Source organism: Catenulispora pinisilvae (genome assembly GCF_015356865.1).
Lineage (GTDB): Bacteria > Actinomycetota > Actinomycetes > Streptomycetales > Catenulisporaceae > Catenulispora > Catenulispora pinisilvae.
The window spans coordinates 1-17509 of sequence record NZ_JAAFZA010000052.1; the positions used below are offsets into that span (position 1 = coordinate 1).

The following is a 17509-nucleotide window of genomic DNA, read 5'->3' on the forward strand; positions in this document are numbered from 1 at the left end:
CACCCCGACAACCACCTGCCCCCACGCACCGTCATCACCGGCAGCACCACCCCGCCGGCTTACGAGAAGGCTGCGACTCGCCTCTTCCACGCCCCAGACCCTGCCGCCCGGCTGAAAGGTGCCCTCGACCTCTTCACGCTGCGCACGTTGTGGCCGGTGACCCGGCTCTACCCCGACACCCACGCCTCGGGCACCGAAGCAGCCTCCCCATGAGCGGAGGCGCCATCGAAGCGACGGGCAGCCCGGGACCCGCCCCCAGCACGTCGGCCGACAACAGCACACAGGCCGCTCCAGCTGCAGAAACACCTGCCAGTTCGAGTCGCGGAGACTCAGGAGACAGCCCTGCCTCGGCAGGTCAACCAGTTGCCGAGGCGCCATCGCCCGTAGCCGAGGCTACCCTCGAGCCGCCACCGTTTCCCGGCCCGCGATCAGGAACCGACAACACCACCGCTCCGACCCTGGCTGAGGCGGCGATCCCACCCGCCCCGCTTCCCGGCCCTACCGCGATCGCAGCAGGAAGCTCCGCGGTCCACGGCTCCGATAGCTCATCGTCGCTCGACCGCGTCGGCGAAGGCGCCGCATCCGCTGCTACCCAGAGTCCTGTCGCCCAGGTCGTTGCCGAATCGACCTTCGCACCCCCGCCAGTTCGAGACCTGGCCACACCGGATGCCAGCCGGGCCGACACCGGTAGCCGCAGCGAGAACGGTTCCCCATCAGTCGAGGCAACGACCGACGCCCCTACCCACAACGACGTCAGCGGCAATAGCGACACCAACAGCCTGATCGACTCCACTGGCACACAGGCGGCTGACACCGCCGCGACACCCGCGACCGATACCCCGGCTGGCCATGAGCCCGCGGCCGACATCGCCGAGCCAGCCGGAACCGGTGCACCAGGCGGCGACAGTCCGCCTCGCGCTGAGATACCGACAACCGTCGACGGCACTCCAGGCGAGACCAACTCCGCGTCGCCAGAGCCGACCCACGCAGGTGTCGACAGCCATGGCGCAGACCCACACGGAACACTGGACATAGGCGCTGACGGAACAGCCGCAGCATCCGACCGCGACGTCCTGAACGACGACCCAGTCGTGGAGCTGACAACCGGACAGGTGCTGACAGAAACGGCACTTGGTGACGAACACGCTCGCCCGCTCGACCCCACAGCAACCACCGCCGACAGCAGCCTCACACCAGCCGCGTCATCGACACTAGATACAACTGCGGGCGATTCCGCGACGACCGGCACAGCTGTAGATCAGAACACCGGCGAGCACGACAACCAGGATTCTGGCGACACCGATGGCGTAGAGCGGTATAGAGCCGAGGACCTTGGCGCCTTCGTGGCCCACGGAACGGCTACCAACCACGCGCTCTACGAAGGCCCCGACGGGCGGTGGCACGCAGTCGGCGACGCAGTGGGACAAGGCCTGCATCGCGAGGGAACGGGCCGTCTGCGAGACGCCAGAGGATATGTCACAGACGACAACAAGCTTCCGCCGAAAGGCATCGATGCGCATGCCGAACGCGGCCAGTCCCTCGACCAGATGCCTGCACCGACAAGTCCCGACCAACTCGCCGACCTTGAGGCGGTGCGCGCCGCAACGCTGGCCCGGGCCGAGAAGCAGGACACGAAGAACGAGATCTGGGACAACCAGGTTAAGCCGCTGATCGACAGCCTTGAACAAGCCGGGCTGACCATCGACCGCAACACTTTCGGCAGCGCGAACTTCAAAGACGAGCTGCGCGAGGCAGTACCGAACCTGCCCCGTAACCTCCGGAACGCTGCCGTAACCGCCGCAGCCGATTACGCGCAGGCATCGCAAGCCCTTGTGGATGCAAGTGAGACGCTGGGGGTGGCCGGAGGTAGGTTCATCGGCTCGCTACTCCACCCGGACGGGCAGACGATCACCAGCTCAGACGGGACCCGGGGAGTGAAAGGGACCTTCGACCGCACCATCTATGACGGCTCGGCTACCCCCATGCTGATCATCATCGAGGAGAAGGGGGCCGGATCGACGCTCGGGGTGAGCAAAGTCGACGACCCGAACAACTCTGGGCCGAAGATCATCGCCCAGCAGTGCAGCCCCGAGTATGTCCACCATCTTCTCCAGAACGACGATAGCCTGGCAGCGGCGCTCCAAGCCGACCCTCAGCTCTACTACAACGTTCAGAGCACTATCGAGGGAAGCAACGGCGGCGCCGTGAAATGCCTGCTCGTCCACACTTCCGCCGACGGTACCGTGAACGTCGTCCCACACCTGCTCGACCCCGGACGCTTCCGGCGTGACACAATACGCATACCGTCCGATGAAGGAACCCAGTAGCGATGGCCCAGCCGATACTTTCCGACGACGAAGCGAGAGCTTTCTTCGCGACGCTGCATGACACCACGTTTGATTGGACCGTCGAGCAGTTGCCCGCCCTGATGGCCGAACTCGGCTGGACGATCGATGAAAGCTCCGCGATCCCCGGCAAGGCCGCGATCGCAGATGTCGCATGGGACGTTCCTCAAGTCGACGTCTCGATGTCGTTCACCGACGGCAAGGTGAACGAGTTCTCTCTCGGGTTGTCGTCGCCGGCCAAGGATCCCGCCTCGCAACTGGCGGCTGCCGATGCCTTCGTCCGGTTCGCCGACATGGTTCAAGAGATCTTCGGGGCCCCCGGCGGGCGCGTTCCAGGGAAGTACCCGGGGCTCCAGTGGCGGCACCGCGGCCATGTCCTGACGATGAAGAACCTGCCGAGCACGATCACCGTCTACTGGGCCACGGAAGACTTCCAGGACGCTGTCGACAAGACGGGCACGGCATGAGCTCCGCTCTCCGGCAGGCGAGCGCGTGGCTCGCCGCGGATCTGGTACAGCTCCGCGAGCACGATGTGATCGTCGTCAGGCGCGGAGGGAAGTATGTGCACGGTCGAGGGGATGCCGACTGCCTCCTGATCGAAACCAGCAGCAACGTCGACCTGGTGGGCTACCTGCGCCTGACACCCGACGACGAGGCGGCTCTACGGGCACGCGGATGGTCGCCCCCCATTCCAGGGGTGCCTGGATGGTTCCGTACCTTCCCTTGGCCGGTCTCCGGCACCGAGGCGCTGACCGCAGCCGAGATGATGATTGACCTGATCGAGCAGTTGCCGCCTGCAGAGGACGAACCACTCGAGGTCTTTGCCTTCAACCTTAAGACCGACGAGCCACTCGACCTGGAGTCCGTGCGTCGCATTCGCGCGATCTGATACCGAGTGCAGGATGTGATCGCTGTTCAGCGTCGCCTCGGTTGCCAGCCGAGCAGATCCCGGGCTTTGGCGGTGCTCCAGCAACGGCCGGAGCCGTCGTCCCCGACAATATGGAACGCCTCGAAGCCAGGATCGCTGCGATCCAGAGCGGCGAGCACTGCGCTGGCCAGGTCGCTTGCCGCCAGCGAGGGCAGGAGCGTGCCGTCCAAACAGCGGATTTCCGCCGGTGAATCGAATATAGGCAGCGCCCACAGCGGCCACGCCGCTTCGGTCGTTGGCCAAGCGATCCTCAGCGCCGAGACAGTTAACTGGTGTACTGCGGCCGCGGCTTCGGCAACGGTTTCGGCGAGCCGTTTGACCAACCCGTATGCGTCGGCCGAGTCGGGAACGGACCGTTCGTCCAGCAGGCGGTCGGTCACGGGGGTCGGCACATTGGCGAACACCGAGATGCTGGAGATCAGCACGGCTCGCCGTACCCTGGCCGCCCCGGCGGCTGCCAAGGTCAGGTGGACCGCGGCGACGTTGGTCTCGTAGCTGCTGCGCACGTCGAAGTCGCCGTCTGCGCCCCGAGGGCCGAGCGCGGTGAAGACCACGGCGTCGACGCCGGCCAACGCCGAGCTCAAGGCAGCCGGGTCCAAGGCGCTTCCGCACGCCCACTCGACCGCGACGTCACCAGCCGGCTCGACGGGGTCGAGCACCCGTACCAAATGCCCGGCCTCAGCCAGTCCGGGCACTATCAGGGAGCCGACGTAGCCGCTGCCCCCGACAATCAGGACCCTCATCATCCGGCGACCGTAACAGCGCGCCTGCACTCGGTCACAGCGATTTACTCACCCCATTCCCCCGCGGTCCGGGCCTTCCTACGCTGGAGCCGTGAAGCGACGATCCAAACCCGACGAGCACGCCGCGGCGCCGCCTTTGCCGCAGCCGACGCCGAGGCAGTTGGCAGAGGACTGGCTGCGGGCGCTGACGCTCACCGTCACCGCCGACCGCGGCACGACCCTGGAACAGCTGTACCAGTCCATCGCCGAGGCCAACCAGATCAGCGCGGTCCAGGTGGAGCTCGGAACGCCCCTGCCGCCGGCCGACGCTCGCGCCTTGGACGATGCGATGGCGTGGACCTCCAGGATCCGCAGCGACCAGGCCAAGGCGAACATGCTGATCGACGCGCTGCTCATTCAGTGGCTCGCCGAAGCGACCGGTCAGGACCGCGCTGCCGTGGTCCAGCGCCTGGCTCTGGAAGTCGAGGCACTGCTTCCGCCGGCATGATGGCGCGGCCTCGGTCCGACCCGCACGTCGACCGGAGCCGCCCCTGCCCGGCCAGCGCGATGAGGTGGCTGAGACAGGCCGCCGCAGTGTCGGGTGCCGTCCGCCGCTCATCGACATCCGGTAGGCAGGTGGAAGTAGAGTCGATCAGGGTCTGCCTCCACCAGTTCGGCGCCGCAGTTCTCCAGAACGCGGCGGCTGGCGCGATTGCCGGGGCGGACGGTGATCAGCGCCGGATCGATCCCCAGCGCGCCGATGACCGGCAACGCCGCGGTGAGCATCGCGGTGGCGTGGCCCCGCCCGCGTGCTGAGGGACGGATGTCGTAGCCGACGTGCCCTGATATGGCCCGCGTCCCCGACAGGGTGTGCCAGATACCGATCCGTCCCAGGTAATCGGGCCCGTCGACCCACCACAGCTGGGTCATGGCCGACCAGTCCGGCGCCGGATGCCGACGGGGGTCCCCTCGGAGCTGTTCGGCGTATGCGGCAAAGGCGGCAGGATCGTCGATGTCGAGACCGTCGAAGTCGGGGTAACCGCCCTCAGCCTGGTATTCCGTGACCGCGGCCAGGTAGGAGGGGTGGACGGTGACGGTCGGGGGAACGAGCTCCGGCATGACCGGCTCCCATCGCAGAATCTTTTGAGATCGGCGTTCGACGGCCGGCACCTCGTGGGCGCGGCCGGCCTGCGCCGGCGAGCAGCCGCTCCAGATGGTCGCTGCTCTCGACGAACTTCGGCAGCAGGTTCAGCGGATGGTCCGCAGCTAGCCGGTCCGGCGGGGCGGTGGCGGCATGCCAGGTGAACAGCTCACGCAGCGTGAACGTGAGCTGATACAGCCACAGTCGCCCGATAAGGTTCGGGGACGCGAACAGGCCCGGATAGGCGCCGGCCAGCCAGCCCAGCAGCTGCGACACCTCGTGTTCCGGCATCAGCTCCGGCTCCTGGCCGCTCCAGTCGACCGCGCGAAGGAACGGCTCCAGCTCCAGGTCCCGCAGACCGAGCCGGACCCATTCCAGGTCAAGCAGCGCGACCAACCGGCCGTCGTTCCACAGCACGTTGTTCAGGTGTGCGTCGCCGTGCACCACGACGTGCCCTGCCGTGTCGATGTAGGGATCGTGAACGGCCAGACCCCGCAGCCGCTCCAGCAGGTCATCCACCAGTTGAGGCCGGACGAAGGGCAAGCTGCGGGCGTGTCCGGCCAGAGCGGTCGCGCGGTCCAGAGGCAGAGGATTCAACGTCGCGCCGACCACGGCGACTGGATCAGACAGGTCTACCGCCTCGCGGGCATTGACGAGCTGGCTTGCAGGCCCGCGAGGAGTCCATTGGTGCAGCGCCGCCAAAGCCTGCGCGAGTTGGTCCACGGCGCCTGCCCGGTCACGGTCGCTGAGCCGTGGCCAGACCTCGGCCAGCGGCACGCCTTCGACCCATCGCGTTACCGTCCAGGCCAACTCTCCGCTCCGGCCGGCAGCCACCAGCGGCGGGTAGCGCACCTCAGGCGGTAGGTCGGCGGCAACGGATGCTTCACGCTCCAGGCGCTGGACGTCGCCGTTCCAGCAGATCCGTAGCACGTGAGAGCCGAACCGCCAGGTGTCGTTGGAAAAGCCTGACAGCGGCACTGCCGCGGCCGCGTGTCCAAGCTTCGTGTCGGCCAGTACCCGTTCAAGCCGCTCCGCGCGTGCGTCGTGCTCCATCCCGGAAGCGTGTCAGCCGCTATCAAGCGGCGCGAGCGGATTTCCTATTACAAGATCGCCGGATTCCGGCTACCGGAAACCCCTCCCGATCGCGGTGCGGCCGTACGCGGCGATGCCGGGAACGATGTTGCGCATCGGCGGTAGCTTGGGCGCCATGGCCACCGACCCGGGATCGCTTCAATGAGCCATTCCCGGTAGCTGCGTCTCACGCTGTGTGACGGGCGGGTAGGGGTCGGCCGTATTCGAGGTGGAGCAGGACGATTGCGGCCTTGGCGATCGCGCCGATCCGCCACGGGCACACACTGACCCGTCGCAGGGCTTTGAAGGTGGTCTTGAGCAGCGAGTTCGCGCGCTCGGCGATGGCGTGGACGCCGCGGACGAGCAGGTTGTACTGCCGCTGGTCCTCCTTGAGTTCGACGCCTTTGAGCTTCTTGATCGGCATCCGCAGGGCGGGTCCGGCCAGGCCCTCGTAGCCCAGGTCGGTCAGCGTCGGCATCTGCTCGGCGGCGGCCTGCTCCAGCGCGGACATCAGACCGGCCGCGGCTTTGGCGCAGGTGGTGTCGTGCTCCCGGCCGGGCCGGACGGCGGAGATCCACAGCGGCCAGCCGTCGGTGTCGGAGAGCACCTGCAGGTTCCCGCCGTGGTGCTTGTGCTTGCCGGACCACCACAGGTCCGCGCCGTTCGGGCCGGGCGCGGCGCACCGGTCGATGCGGATCACGGTGCCATCCAGGTTCAGGTGGGTGTGGCCTGCGGCTTTGGCGGCAGCGATAGCCTCGGGCAAGCCCGGGGCGGCCGCGGCAAGGGCGTCGATACCCTCGTGCAGCGCCCGGTAGGCCGTGGACTTCCCGATCCCGTTGTCGCAGGCCAGCTGCGCGATCCGGGTGCCGTCCAGGAACCAGCGCAGGACCAGCACCGCCTGCCGGTAGCAGCCAAGAGCCCGCCGTCCCCGGCGGGTGCCCAGTTCAGCCCGCCGCAGGCACAGCAGTCGGGCCAGGAAGAACACCGTCTCCTCCCGGACGTCGAGCACGGCGGTGTATGTCACCATAGAGTCCACGTGAAGCCTCGCGGTATGAAGTTGATCCTTAGACAAGACCTACTTCTACCAGGGGCTTCACGCCGTTTGATCACAGGGTTCGCATACGACTCGACACGAAGTCAGACCCCGGTGCGATCACAGAGAGCTGCCGGCAGTTACCGGGAATGGCTCAATGCCTTGAATGAAGACGTCTCCCATCTCGCCATAGGTGTACAGGCCGTGGGCGCGTTCCCATTCGATGGACAGGATGCAGTCTTCGCGGCAGGCCCAGTTGAAGGCACTGACGGACACCTGGGCTGTGGTCCTTCGGCCCGCCGTGCTCGATGGTCGGCAGGGGTTTGGCCAGGATCAGCAGACCGTACGGGACAGGAAGTCGTGTTAGTGCAGGTTCATGGCCGCTGCTGCCTCTACCCACAAATATCACCGTGACTACGGCCAGGGACCCGTGCGACAGTCAGCGAGTGATCGAACCCCCGAAGCTGGACGAGAAGACCCTTGCCGACGCCATCGCCGACGCCTGGGTCCTGGACGTCACGGGATTGACTTTCTTGCCAGTCGGCCTCGAGGGCTGGACCTACCGCGTGGACACTGTCACCGGCGATTCCTACTTCCTGAAACTGAGGAAAGAGGCCTCGGACGCGGCTGCCCTCGAAGTGCCCCGCGCGCTGGTCAAGCAGGGCATCGACCGGGTCGTGGCTCCGATCGCTGCCGACACCGGCGAACTCAATTTCCCGGTGGCGGGCCACTGGCTTCTGCTCTATCCCTACATCGCCAGCAGCAACCTTTGGGACACGGGCCTCACCGAACCACAATGGATCGAGTACGGCCGCCTCATGGCCGCCATCCACGCCGCGGCTCCTCCGCCGGACACCGCAATGCCGGTCGAGAAGTTCGCCACCACCGCCCCGGACTCTCTGCGCGCGATGGCTGACGTCGCGCCGAGCGTCCCCGACCTCGCCGATCTCTGGGCCGCCCGTGGCACCCGCCTGCTCCACCTGGCCGACGAGACCGAACACCTGGCCGCCGCAGCTGCGGACATCGGCGCCGACCTCGTCCTCTGTCACACCGACATCCACCTGGGCAACTTGCTGGCCGACCGCACGGGCCGCCTCAATACCATCGACTGGGACGCGCCGATACTTGCGCCGAAAGAGCGCGACCTGATGTTCCCGTTCAGCTCGGCCTTCAGCGACGCTCCTCCCGATCCCCGCCACAAGCACTTATTCCGCACCGGATACGGCCCGCTAGACCTCGATCCGACCCTCATGGCCTACTACCAGACCGAACGGACCATCGACGACATCGCCCAGTTCCTGGCCGCTGTCGCCGACCCCGCCGTCGGTGCGGCGACCAGGGCCAACGCCCTGCACTGGCTACAGGTGGCGGTCGGCGAACGGACCTGAAACAGGTCGCGCACACCACATAGAGCCGGTTCACGCGGACGTGCCGAGCTTGGCCGCTGAACACGCGGGGGCAGCCGACAGGCGTGCTTCACGATCACTAGGCATCGAGTCTCGTCACACCCCGTGGCGCCTTCGCGACGCCCGCGTCGCCGCAGAACTGACCGACCTCGGCGACCGTGCCCGGGTCTGGCGCGTCAAGACCGGCGACGGGCCGGTCGTGGCGAAGCTGACCTTCGACCGGCCCGGAGCCGTCGAGCCTGGGCTGCGGATCGCCGAGCTGGTCGAAGCTGCGGGGATCCCCACCGGAGCGCCGATCCGGACAGCGGCGGCAATATGAGCGCGACCGTGGACCGGGCATCCGGGCGGCCGTGGACGCTCCCGCTGCACCGGTTCGTGCCAGGGACCCCGCTGGACCGCGACGCGACCGACGCTCCGGAGCTGGCCGGCGGGTTCCTCGGCCGGATCCGCAGCATCCTCGCGCAGTCACCACAGACCCCGGTGCCGGCCGGTCGGCTGCTGGAGTACTACGCAGGCGAGGCGGCTGGCGGCACCGGCCCCGCAGTACGGCGCTAGCCCCATAGTTCGCACGTCACTGAATCGGGTGTCGTGGCGCGAGACGGGCGCTCGCCGGTTTGAGGTTTTCGTTCCGCGCCAGGGCACGGACAATGCTGGCATTTCGGGCGGCGCGGGCGTAGGCAGGGACGGCAGATGACCCAAAGCGCGTCCACGGTCAAGCGTGCCCCGCACTTGCTGCGTGGGACTCTGGATATCGCCGTCGAGAACGGCGCACTCGCCCGCAATCCAGCCTGGTCAAACAGCGTTCGACCGCCGAAGCACCGAAAATCGGAGCTGACCGTCTTCAGCGACGCCCAACTGCTGGGACTGCTTGACTTCCATCGTGACGGGCTGCGAGCGGTACCCGTGATCGGCATGTCGTGCGGCCTGCGGCAGGGAGAAATCTTCGCGCTCACTGCCGACGACATCGACGGCGAATGGCTGCACGTCCGCCGACAGACTAAGGAGCTTGCCGACGGGCACAGGGTGTTCGCCCTCCCGAAGAACGACAAGACCCGCCGCGTCCCACTACCGCAGGAGGCCGCCGCCACTCTTCGCGCCCACGCCCGGAACGCCAATTCCTGTGCGGCGACGCTGCCGTGGGAGACCGCCGACGGCGAACTGGTGACGTTCAATCTGATGTTCGTCTGGCATGGCCAGTACCGTGGCCCCACGTTCATCGATGCCCGGCTGTACAACGAGCTGGTCTGGCGCCCTGCCCTGGTTCAAGCCAGTCTCGCCCCGCCACCGACCGTCGACGAGCGGGACCGGTGGCGCTACCGGAACTCGCTCCGGCACGGAATGCACGCTCTGCGGCACTACTACGCCAGCGCGATGCTGGCCCATGGCGTACAGATCAACGAACTGGCCGAGTACCTTGGCGACGCCGATCCGATGGTGACACTGCGGACGTACGCACAACTCCTGCCGTCGGCCCACGGCCGGGCGATCGCCGCAGGCTCCAGGATGCTGTCGGAGTTCCGCCTACAGTTCGGCTCCATCGACTGACACTCATTTCGGATCGCCACTTGGGGATCACCGGATCGGTGTTGACCGCCCTGGCCGCGGTACCCGTGTGCAGATCGGTCAGTAAATCCTCACGCCCGATACCAAGATGGACAGAACCCACCGCACCGCGACCAAGGCCTTGCTTCGCACGTAGAGCAGCGGCGACGGAGCAGGGACCGATATCCCCTTGACATCACCCTGGACCACGCTGGACGGCACCCTGGACCATGCCTTAGCTAAATCACGCCGTTGAGAAGCTGGCAACCAAAATCGCGAGTGATACGCCTATCGTGGTCCAGGGATGGTCCAGGGTGCGCTCGGAACTGGGACGGCATCCGGCGTCCTGATACGTATTGACAGGGGTGCAGGAGTCGGACAAGCTGACATCAGGTGGTCGGAGACGGACCGCCATGTTGTGTTCCGGAAAAACAGCAGGGGACTCATAATCCCTTGGTCGTCGGTTCGAGTCCGACACGCCCCACTCCTAACAGAATGAAAATTTGCGGCCTTGACCAGGAGATTGCCAGGTCAAGGCCCTTTTTCTTACCTCAACCTGTTGATTCCGAACGAGACCCCGCCATCACGAGCTACCCGGCTCTGCCCGACTGTTCACGATCGTTTACGGCCGTCCGCGGCACATACGCGGCACACGATCTTGAAGGGCACCGCAGGTCAGCCACGTTCTAGATCTCCACTCGGGACTCCCAGCCACGCGTGCCGGACGGCGCGGGCTGTACCGCGAGGTCAAGACAGGGCCAGCGCAGCCACGACGGCGTACGGAGCGGACCCGCTGGCGTTCACATCGAGGCCGGCGCCCTGGACATACCATTCGCTGGCACGACCGCCTGTCCTTCCCGGCACCCTGGCCACGTAGCGTCTCCGATCCGGACGAGTGGCCCACGGGCGCTCATCGGGCCTGTTCGGCCGCAAATCCACCGCCCAGCCGGCGACGCGCAGCGAAACGACCAGATCGGCCTCGGTGTCGCGCGTCTCAGCGCAGGCAACACGGGAAGCGGCCTGAAGTCCGCCGACTGTCGGGCCGATGATCATCACCGACCACGGGTCATTCACGTCGTCACATTCAAGATCGCAACGGGTCGGCCGCCCGGGTCTGTCGACGATATACAGACGCAAGCGCCGTTCGGGGTGCTTGAAGGTAACCCCGTGCGAGCCCATGAGGAAGTCGTGGACCGGCTGCCCCCAGCCTTCGCCGACCAAAGCATCCTCAAGCCCGGCAGCCAGGACTCCGGCCGGAGCCGGGAGGTCATCGACGACGATGGCGGGATGATCATGCACAGCGCGTTCACCCATCTGTATTCAGCACTTGTCAGGAGGTCGTCAATCAAGCCAACGAAGCAGGTCGACTTTCGTCACGGCCCGCTCCGAGCTTGGACTCGACTCCAGCTCTCGCTGACAAGCATTGCGCAACGCACGCTCGCCTCGACCGCTGCCGCAGGTCAGCCGCCGCCCGGATCTGCACTCGGAGTTCCGGCGCCATCCGCGCCGGACAGCGGGTCGTACATCCGGTCGAGCAGCCCTCGCAGTACCGCCTCGTTGTCGATGACGTTCACGTAGGTCGCGAGCAGCACAGGCACGGAGTTCCCGGCCCAGGAAGCGACGTTCGCCGGCGGAATCCCCCGGTTGAGCCAGTTCGTCAGGCACAGATGACGCCAGTCGTACAGGGTCTTGGCCAGCGTCGAGGCGACTTGCTCCTCGCTGAGGACCTCCCGTCGCGCTCTCTTGAGGGCCTTGTCGAGCACGGAGTAGGCGAGCTCGCCGCCACGAAGCCCACTGAACATGCGCTGTCCCGGCCTGAGCTTCTTGTTTGCGATGTAGTCGGAGAGCCTGCGCTCAAGGACCGGGTGCACGGGCACGCGACGGCGCTCACCGCGGGCACGACCTTTCAGCCCGCGGCGCTGACGGCGCGAACCGTCATCCGTCCAGCGTTTGGCTGTCTCGGGAGCCGCCTCGTAAAGGACGAGTTCGCCCCAACCCCCGGCTGTCTTGGCCCGGATGAAGTCCCCGACTTCCAAAGCCACGATCTCTTCCGGACGCGGCCCAGCCCGGTACATCACCTCCATCGCCAGCTCCAACACCTCGCCGTTTCCGCTGGTGCGGCGTACCGCGGACAACAGGGCCTCGGCAGTGGCCTGGTCTGTGAGGCGCCGCTTGTCGACCGGAACGATCGCCTTGGTCGGCCGGCTGGCTTTGCTGTCGGAAATCTCCATCGCCGCGAGCGGGTTGGCGTCCAGCTGCTTGAGGCGGACGCTGTAGGCGAGGAAGCTGTTCATGATCGCCCGATAGCGCTTATAGGACGACTCCGCCATGGGTTTGCCGTCGAGCTTTCGAACGATCTTCGAGAAGATCTCTTCGAAGGTGTCGGCGTTGTTCAGATCGGCCACGGGCCGAGTGTGCTCGCATACCCAATCGATGATCGCGGCGACGCTTTTCGGCATGTTCTTTCGCTGGGTGACGGTGAACTGCCAGTTCTTCAGAGCCGCTCGCACCATGGGGCCGGTGATGCGCGCGGGCGGGGTTTCGGTCAGCATGGCGACGGTGAACGCCATCATCGCTTTCGCGATGTCCACTCGGTAGGTAGCTGCAGCGTCGTCCCACTTGCGGTCCACGAACGCGGTAGCCAGGTCGAACGCGCTTTGCATTTTCACAGCGGGCTCGGCCAGAGCCTCGGCTGTCTTGTCGTGGGAGAGCGGCAAGCCGGTGATGAACGCGAAGGCTTCGCCTTTGCCCACTGCGGCGACCAACATCGACCGGTGACTGTCAGCGGCTTTGGCCTTCGTGAAGGTCTGATTGAACTCCTGGCCATCGAGGAACCAGCGTGCCTGGTAGTGGGTACCCGTCGCGCGTTTGAGAGGACGGTTGTTCCATACCTTGACGTTGAAGGTGGTGCGGGTGTCTTTCAAGAACAGGCCTTTTCCAACCCGATGAGCCAGGCTTCTATGACGGCGCGGCGAAATCGCCACTGGCCGTTGGGGAGCTTGAACCCTCTCGGCGCGGACCCTTTCGCGACCCAGTCGTCGAAGGTCGAGCGCGGGAGAGGAGTGCCTTCGTCTTCGCCGAGTTCAGCCAGCAAGCACTTGAGCGAGACGAGGCGGTCGGTTGAAACGCAGGCGCACGCTGGCACGCCCGCGAGGACATCGACCGTGTCCCGCTGGGGCCGCAGACCGGCAGCAGTTCGCGAGCTCATCGCGGCATCACAAAGTGGGCGTCCGAGGCGGGGCGGTAGCTGGCCTTCCACGGCACGATGCGCCGTTGAGCCGCGGCCAAGGCGTTGGCGTGCTTCTCGGGCATGTGCAGACCTCCGAACCCAAATGAACGAGGATGACCGGTGAGGCCGACCGTGTTCACAACAGCTAAAACTATGCTCGGCTGTCAGCTAACAAGCGGCAACTTGTGAAGCCTCTATGAACGGCGACGACCCGGGCATCCGCGCCTGCCGCAGGCCGGTCCCGCCAACTGAGAACGGGACAGAGCTGCGGACGGCGCTTGGATGACGTCGGCGTGGGCCTAAAGCAGGTAGGCGCCGCAGTCGGTCACGATGTCGCTGTGGCTCAGCACGGCTTCGGCGACCTGGCGGCACCATCCCTCGCGGCTGGCAGCTTCGGCCGGCGTCTGAGCGAATGCGGCGCGGACTGCCCGAGTCAGCCCGTTCCAGTCGCGATGTGCATGTAAGGCCTTACCGACGGCCTCACGCACCTGAGCGCTGGTCAGGGCTGCGCCCGCTTCCAGGTCGGAGCAGAACAAGGCGTCGGTGATGCACGCCAACGCGAGGTGGCCTTCGTCGAGATCAGACATGACCGTCACCACCCAGCAGTGCGGCGCGCTGCTCCGGCATATTCACGCGGGGCATGACGAACTGAGACACGGGATCCTCCTGTGCAGGGGTGTCCGAGCTCGGCCGGTGCGGTAACACCGGCCGAGCGATTCCTTGATCGGGTCGAGCGCCAACTCGACCGAGACGGCGGGAAGCTTGAAACCGTCAGCGCGGGTCGCTCATCGGCTCCACCACTTTTCGGCATCGATCCCGGCCATCAAGGCGAAGATCACGAGGGTGAAGGTGAGGTCTTTCGAGACGAGCGACAGCCCGAGCGGCTCGATGCCCTCAGCGAGCATCATGTCGTCGAGACCGGGGACGGGTTCGTCCTCCAAGGGCAGGAACTCGTCGTCGGGACTGGCAAAATGGGTCACTGGATTCCCTCCTGTGTAGGGGTCCTGGCCCGGCCGGTGCGGTAACACCGAGTCGAGCGTGTTAGGAGGGGGTCGGGCGCCAACCCGGCCCCCTCTCGCGTTTCCAAGACCACCGTAGCTCAGAACTCTTAGAGTCTTAGACCTCCAAAAGAGTGAATCTTTTTGGATTTGAGCTCATGGCGGACTACAAAGGTAGGAACAACCGCATGCTCCTGACTCGCTCCCGTTGAAAGGTATGAGATGACGCCCCTGGGCCGTGATGCTCCGCAAGGCTCGGATGAACGGCCCAAGACCCGCCCGAAGCAGGCGCTGATCCGCTCCGACCAGCAGACCGGGTTGGATCACTTGGCTCGCCAGCTGCATGACGACCGAAGTGTCAAGGGCGAGAGGATCACTGCCAACACGCTGCTTCGGGTCGCTATCGACGGATTGGTCGAGTACGGCGACCGGCTGCACGGCGACAACGAAGTGGAGCTGCTCGCCTCGTGGCGCGAGTTCCTGAGCCTTGCCGCGTCGCTGGGGAGCCTTGAGGCAGTACTCACGGACCTAGCCGACGATCTTGCTGCTGCCCGGAACGGAGTGAGCGATCCGATCACCGCGAGCTCACTCATCCGGGTGGCCGTGGCCGGCCTCGCCCGGCATCCGGACGCGCTCCACGGCGCGACCGAGGACGAGCTGCTGGCGTCCTGGTTGCAGTTCCTCGACGAGCATGAAGCAACCGCGGGCCGCTGAACACGAAACCCAGACGGCCCCGATGGTGAAGATCTTGGCGGATCCCATCGGGGCCTAATCAGAGGAAGGCACCCCTGATGTCTCACCAGAATACGGCCTGGCTTGTACACCGAACCGCACCGTCGGACGCGCCAACCACACGTACGCCCAACACCCCTCAACCGCCGGCCTGGATCACCAATGGGCTGCTGACGCTGTCCGGAGTCGTGCTGTTCGCCCTCGCATGCGCCTCCGCGTGGCTCTCGTACCACGCACAGTTGGTGTACGTCCTGGCCCACAATGGCGACCTGGCGGCGGAGGCACGAGTCTGGGCCCTACTCCTGGACGCCGGGACGGCTGGCGTCTCCCTTCTCCGCCTCTACGAGACGCTTCAGGGCCGCAGGAATGTGGCTTCCAGAATCTCGCTGCTCGGCTGCATCACCGCGAGTGTCGCGATGAATCTGCTGCACACTCCTTCTCACTCACTGGGCGGATATCTCGTCGCAGCGGTTCCGCCCGTGATGTATGCCGTGTTTCTGGAGCACCTGCTCACCAACCTGCGCGACGTCCTAGTGCGAGACGAGGCGCAGCGCAGCATGTGGCGCACGTCCACGTTGTGGGTCAACTTTCCCCGACTGATGTGGAGCAGGCGGCGCGCTGTGCTGCGCCACGAAGCTGAAGGCGCGCAGAGTACGACGGAGTCCGCATCCCGCGCCGACGACGTCTCGCAACGCGCTACTTCGGACGCGGAAGAAGAAGCGCAGCAGGGGACAGACGCCGAGGGCGCGCCGCGCGCGAAGGCGTCCGCACTAGCGTTCCGCCGCGGTCGAGGCCCAGGCCCGAAGCGCGTCGCCTTCGAAGCCGCGCTGAAGGATCAAGTGCGGTCCGGTGATCTGCGCCTGTTCTCCGAGGACGAGCGCGAGCGGAACGCGGCTGCGTATCAGGCTGCCGCGTCACTTCCTGCGCCACTTTCCCGGGGGACGGCGCGGCGCTACGTGGTGCAGGCACTGCCGCGCTTGAACAAGAGTGGCGCGCTTTACGAGCTACCTGTGCCAGCAAGCTCGACGAAGTCTGGCTGACACACCGACGCGGCGCAGTTCTGCCTACCGGCGCGGATGCTCTTCAATCTCCGGCACGTACGGCCGGCATGGCGGCAGGTACTGCGCCTTCGAAGGCTTCGATATCCGGCTGGCGTCTGCGCCGCGCCAGTTCGTCGGCAAACGGCGCATCCGGTGCCGGCGCATTCGAAGCCTCGTCAGAGAGGCAGTCACGCACTTGGGGCAACGAAAGGCCAGTCAGCCCCGCAATGCCGGCGCGGGTCTCGCCCAGGCGGTCGAGGGAGCGCACAGATTCGCGAATCGTAGCTTCGAACGGAGCAGCTGCTAGGTCGGCGCCTTTGTGTATCCGCTCAACCTCTCCCTGCGCCTGATAGAAGTCCGCCAGAGCGGCTTCGAGCTGCTTCTCCCGCTGGATACGTTCCGCATCTCGCTGCGCCACCGCTTCCTGTGCTTTGGTCAGGGCCAGGGTCCGCGCCGATGCTCCGGTTCGTCGTGCCATGTTCACCAGGGTAAGCAGGCGTCCAATTACTGGCGACTTGGGCACACATCAGCTAACAGCTCGCGACCTCCGAGGCGCCCTCACCCACGCGAGTGAATTGCGCACTCCGGGCCGCCCAACCCCGCATCGCGTGATCCAACAAGGATATATTTGACTTGTCGCCGAGAGATGGAAGCCGACGCGACGAACCAGGTCACAGCCTTGAGAAGGGACACGCATGAACAAGTACACAGCACAGGTCATGCCCAAAAGTGAGCAGAAGGTCGTACTCATGACCCTGCTATCGATCGAAGACCGCGCAGCTGCCGATCGGGTCGTCCTCAGCGAGACCCCAGGCCACCTGGTCAAACACCACCCGTCGTCTGCGAGTCTGCTACGGCGAATCGGCGAGGACGCCGTAGTACGGGACTACCTCGCTACGTTCGCCTCCAGCGAAGAGGGGGCGCGCCGGGTACTGATGCTGACGCTCGGCCTCGCCAAGATGGCTCGCTACGAGGGTCCAGCTGCCGCCGCTGCGCTGGGCGTCGCGGCATGGTGCGCGTTAAGCCTGGGCCGGTGGGAGGGAGCCGACAGCCTGGCACTGCTATCCCTGGACGCGGCTCACAACACGCTCGCTGAACGCGTCCGGGAGATGGTCGCGGGCCAGTGGTTCGCCGAGGTACTGAACATCGAAAGCGACTTCGACACTGCAGCAGTCCAGCAGTGCTCAGCACGCGTTCTGCACGAGCTCACCGAAACACGGGTGTACATCAGACTGTACTGATCCGCCGAGCGAAGCGTGGGAGCTGGAGAGCGATACTCCGGCTCCCACGTGTTAATGCCCTGGTCTTCCAACGCTCTCCGT

Annotated in this window: 23 protein-coding genes and 1 tRNA gene; 13 read left to right on the plus strand and 11 right to left on the minus strand. The window is 66.0% G+C overall.

Annotated features, from left to right (window positions below; all coding sequences use genetic code 11):
• The 4 genes from IZR01_RS16585 to IZR01_RS16600 form a co-directional block, all read left to right on the plus strand.
• On the plus strand, positions 1-213 hold a 213-nt coding region (locus IZR01_RS16585), incomplete at its 5' end, for a hypothetical protein (RefSeq protein WP_194924377.1).
• 878 nt (positions 214-1091) lie between these two features.
• The gene (locus IZR01_RS16590) at positions 1092-2327 is read left to right on the plus strand and encodes a hypothetical protein (protein WP_194893754.1); all 1236 of its coding nucleotides are present in this window, start codon (positions 1092-1094) and stop codon (positions 2325-2327) included.
• 2 nt (positions 2328-2329) lie between these two features.
• On the plus strand, positions 2330-2812 hold the full coding sequence (locus IZR01_RS16595; protein ID WP_194893753.1) for a DUF6301 family protein: 483 nt from the start codon (positions 2330-2332) through the stop codon (positions 2810-2812).
• Positions 2809-3234: a TY-Chap domain-containing protein gene (locus IZR01_RS16600; RefSeq protein WP_194893752.1), complete on the plus strand. Its 426-nt coding sequence runs from the start codon at positions 2809-2811 to the stop codon at positions 3232-3234. Before IZR01_RS16595 ends, IZR01_RS16600 begins: the two co-directional genes overlap by 4 nt.
• A 26-nt stretch (positions 3235-3260) precedes the next feature.
• Here the strand turns inward: IZR01_RS16600 and IZR01_RS16605 are convergent, their stop codons facing one another.
• The gene (locus IZR01_RS16605) at positions 3261-4019 is read right to left on the minus strand and encodes an NAD-dependent epimerase/dehydratase family protein (RefSeq protein WP_194924378.1); all 759 of its coding nucleotides are present in this window, start codon (positions 4017-4019) and stop codon (positions 3261-3263) included.
• An 88-nt stretch (positions 4020-4107) separates the two neighbouring features.
• Between IZR01_RS16605 and IZR01_RS16610 the strand changes: the two genes are divergently transcribed.
• Positions 4108-4503: a hypothetical protein gene (locus tag IZR01_RS16610; protein WP_194893750.1), complete on the plus strand. Its 396-nt coding sequence runs from the start codon at positions 4108-4110 to the stop codon at positions 4501-4503.
• A gap of 107 nt (positions 4504-4610) precedes the next feature.
• Here IZR01_RS16610 and IZR01_RS16615 read toward each other — a convergent pair whose 3' ends face one another.
• From IZR01_RS16615 to IZR01_RS16630, 4 genes are all read right to left on the minus strand, one after another.
• Complete coding sequence (locus tag IZR01_RS16615) at positions 4611-5114, minus strand: GNAT family N-acetyltransferase (protein ID WP_194893749.1); 504 nt, start codon at positions 5112-5114, stop codon at positions 4611-4613.
• The gene (locus IZR01_RS16620; RefSeq protein ID WP_194924379.1) at positions 5041-6189 is read right to left on the minus strand and encodes a phosphotransferase family protein; all 1149 of its coding nucleotides are present in this window, start codon (positions 6187-6189) and stop codon (positions 5041-5043) included. The genes IZR01_RS16615 and IZR01_RS16620 overlap by 74 nt, the downstream gene beginning before the upstream one ends.
• Before the next feature lie 205 nt (positions 6190-6394).
• Entirely contained in the window at positions 6395-7234 is an 840-nt protein-coding gene (locus IZR01_RS16625; RefSeq protein WP_194924380.1) for an HARBI1 family protein, read from the minus strand.
• A 126-nt stretch (positions 7235-7360) separates the two neighbouring features.
• Positions 7361-7516 carry a hypothetical protein gene (locus IZR01_RS16630; protein ID WP_194924381.1) on the minus strand — a complete coding sequence of 52 codons (156 nt, stop codon included), beginning with the start codon at positions 7514-7516 and terminating at the stop codon, positions 7361-7363.
• Between the two features lie 170 nt (positions 7517-7686).
• Between IZR01_RS16630 and IZR01_RS16635 the strand changes: the two genes are divergently transcribed.
• The 5 genes from IZR01_RS16635 (at position 7687) to IZR01_RS16655 (ending at position 10672) form a co-directional block, all read left to right on the plus strand.
• On the plus strand, positions 7687-8628 hold the full coding sequence (locus IZR01_RS16635) for a phosphotransferase (protein WP_194924382.1): 942 nt from the start codon (positions 7687-7689) through the stop codon (positions 8626-8628).
• Between the two features lie 49 nt (positions 8629-8677).
• Positions 8678-8965, plus strand: a complete 288-nt coding sequence (locus tag IZR01_RS16640) for a hypothetical protein (RefSeq protein ID WP_194924383.1) — start codon at positions 8678-8680, stop codon at positions 8963-8965.
• Positions 8962-9201 (plus strand): hypothetical protein, encoded by a 240-nt coding sequence (locus IZR01_RS16645; RefSeq protein ID WP_194893746.1) that lies wholly within the window; start codon positions 8962-8964, stop codon positions 9199-9201. Before IZR01_RS16640 ends, IZR01_RS16645 begins: the two co-directional genes overlap by 4 nt.
• 135 nt (positions 9202-9336) lie before the next feature.
• A complete protein-coding gene (locus tag IZR01_RS16650) occupies positions 9337-10191 on the plus strand; it encodes a tyrosine-type recombinase/integrase (RefSeq protein WP_194893745.1) in 855 nt (284 codons plus the stop codon).
• A gap of 411 nt (positions 10192-10602) precedes the next feature.
• A tRNA-Ile gene (locus IZR01_RS16655) sits at positions 10603-10672 on the plus strand.
• A 263-nt stretch (positions 10673-10935) separates the two neighbouring features.
• On the opposite strand, the gene IZR01_RS16660 is transcribed toward IZR01_RS16655, so the two are convergent.
• The 5 genes from IZR01_RS16660 to IZR01_RS16680 all read right to left on the minus strand — a co-directional run bounded on the left by IZR01_RS16660 (position 10936) and on the right by IZR01_RS16680 (position 14397).
• Positions 10936-11487 (minus strand): hypothetical protein, encoded by a 552-nt coding sequence (locus IZR01_RS16660; protein ID WP_194893744.1) that lies wholly within the window; start codon positions 11485-11487, stop codon positions 10936-10938.
• Between the two features lie 161 nt (positions 11488-11648).
• Entirely contained in the window at positions 11649-13112 is a 1464-nt protein-coding gene (locus tag IZR01_RS16665) for a tyrosine-type recombinase/integrase (RefSeq protein WP_194893743.1), read from the minus strand.
• The gene (locus tag IZR01_RS50610; RefSeq protein ID WP_228554434.1) at positions 13109-13396 is read right to left on the minus strand and encodes a helix-turn-helix transcriptional regulator; all 288 of its coding nucleotides are present in this window, start codon (positions 13394-13396) and stop codon (positions 13109-13111) included. Before IZR01_RS50610 ends, IZR01_RS16665 begins: the two co-directional genes overlap by 4 nt.
• A gap of 320 nt (positions 13397-13716) precedes the next feature.
• Complete coding sequence (locus IZR01_RS16675; protein ID WP_194893742.1) at positions 13717-14004, minus strand: hypothetical protein; 288 nt, start codon at positions 14002-14004, stop codon at positions 13717-13719.
• A gap of 198 nt (positions 14005-14202) precedes the next feature.
• Positions 14203-14397 carry a hypothetical protein gene (locus tag IZR01_RS16680; protein ID WP_194893741.1) on the minus strand — a complete coding sequence of 65 codons (195 nt, stop codon included), beginning with the start codon at positions 14395-14397 and terminating at the stop codon, positions 14203-14205.
• Positions 14398-14637: 240 nt separating this feature from the next.
• Here IZR01_RS16680 and IZR01_RS16685 point away from each other — a divergent pair, with 240 nt between their 5' ends.
• Together IZR01_RS16685 and IZR01_RS16690 are read left to right on the plus strand one after the other, a co-directional pair.
• Positions 14638-15129: a hypothetical protein gene (locus tag IZR01_RS16685; protein WP_194893740.1), complete on the plus strand. Its 492-nt coding sequence runs from the start codon at positions 14638-14640 to the stop codon at positions 15127-15129.
• Positions 15130-15206: 77 nt separating this feature from the next.
• Complete coding sequence (locus IZR01_RS16690; RefSeq protein ID WP_194893739.1) at positions 15207-16187, plus strand: DUF2637 domain-containing protein; 981 nt, start codon at positions 15207-15209, stop codon at positions 16185-16187.
• Between the two features lie 43 nt (positions 16188-16230).
• On the opposite strand, the gene IZR01_RS16695 is transcribed toward IZR01_RS16690, so the two are convergent.
• Positions 16231-16665: a hypothetical protein gene (locus tag IZR01_RS16695; protein WP_194893738.1), complete on the minus strand. Its 435-nt coding sequence runs from the start codon at positions 16663-16665 to the stop codon at positions 16231-16233.
• 217 nt (positions 16666-16882) lie between these two features.
• Between IZR01_RS16695 and IZR01_RS16700 the strand changes: the two genes are divergently transcribed.
• The gene (locus IZR01_RS16700) at positions 16883-17428 is read left to right on the plus strand and encodes a hypothetical protein (RefSeq protein WP_194893737.1); all 546 of its coding nucleotides are present in this window, start codon (positions 16883-16885) and stop codon (positions 17426-17428) included.
• The last annotated feature ends 81 nt before the right edge of the window (positions 17429-17509 follow it).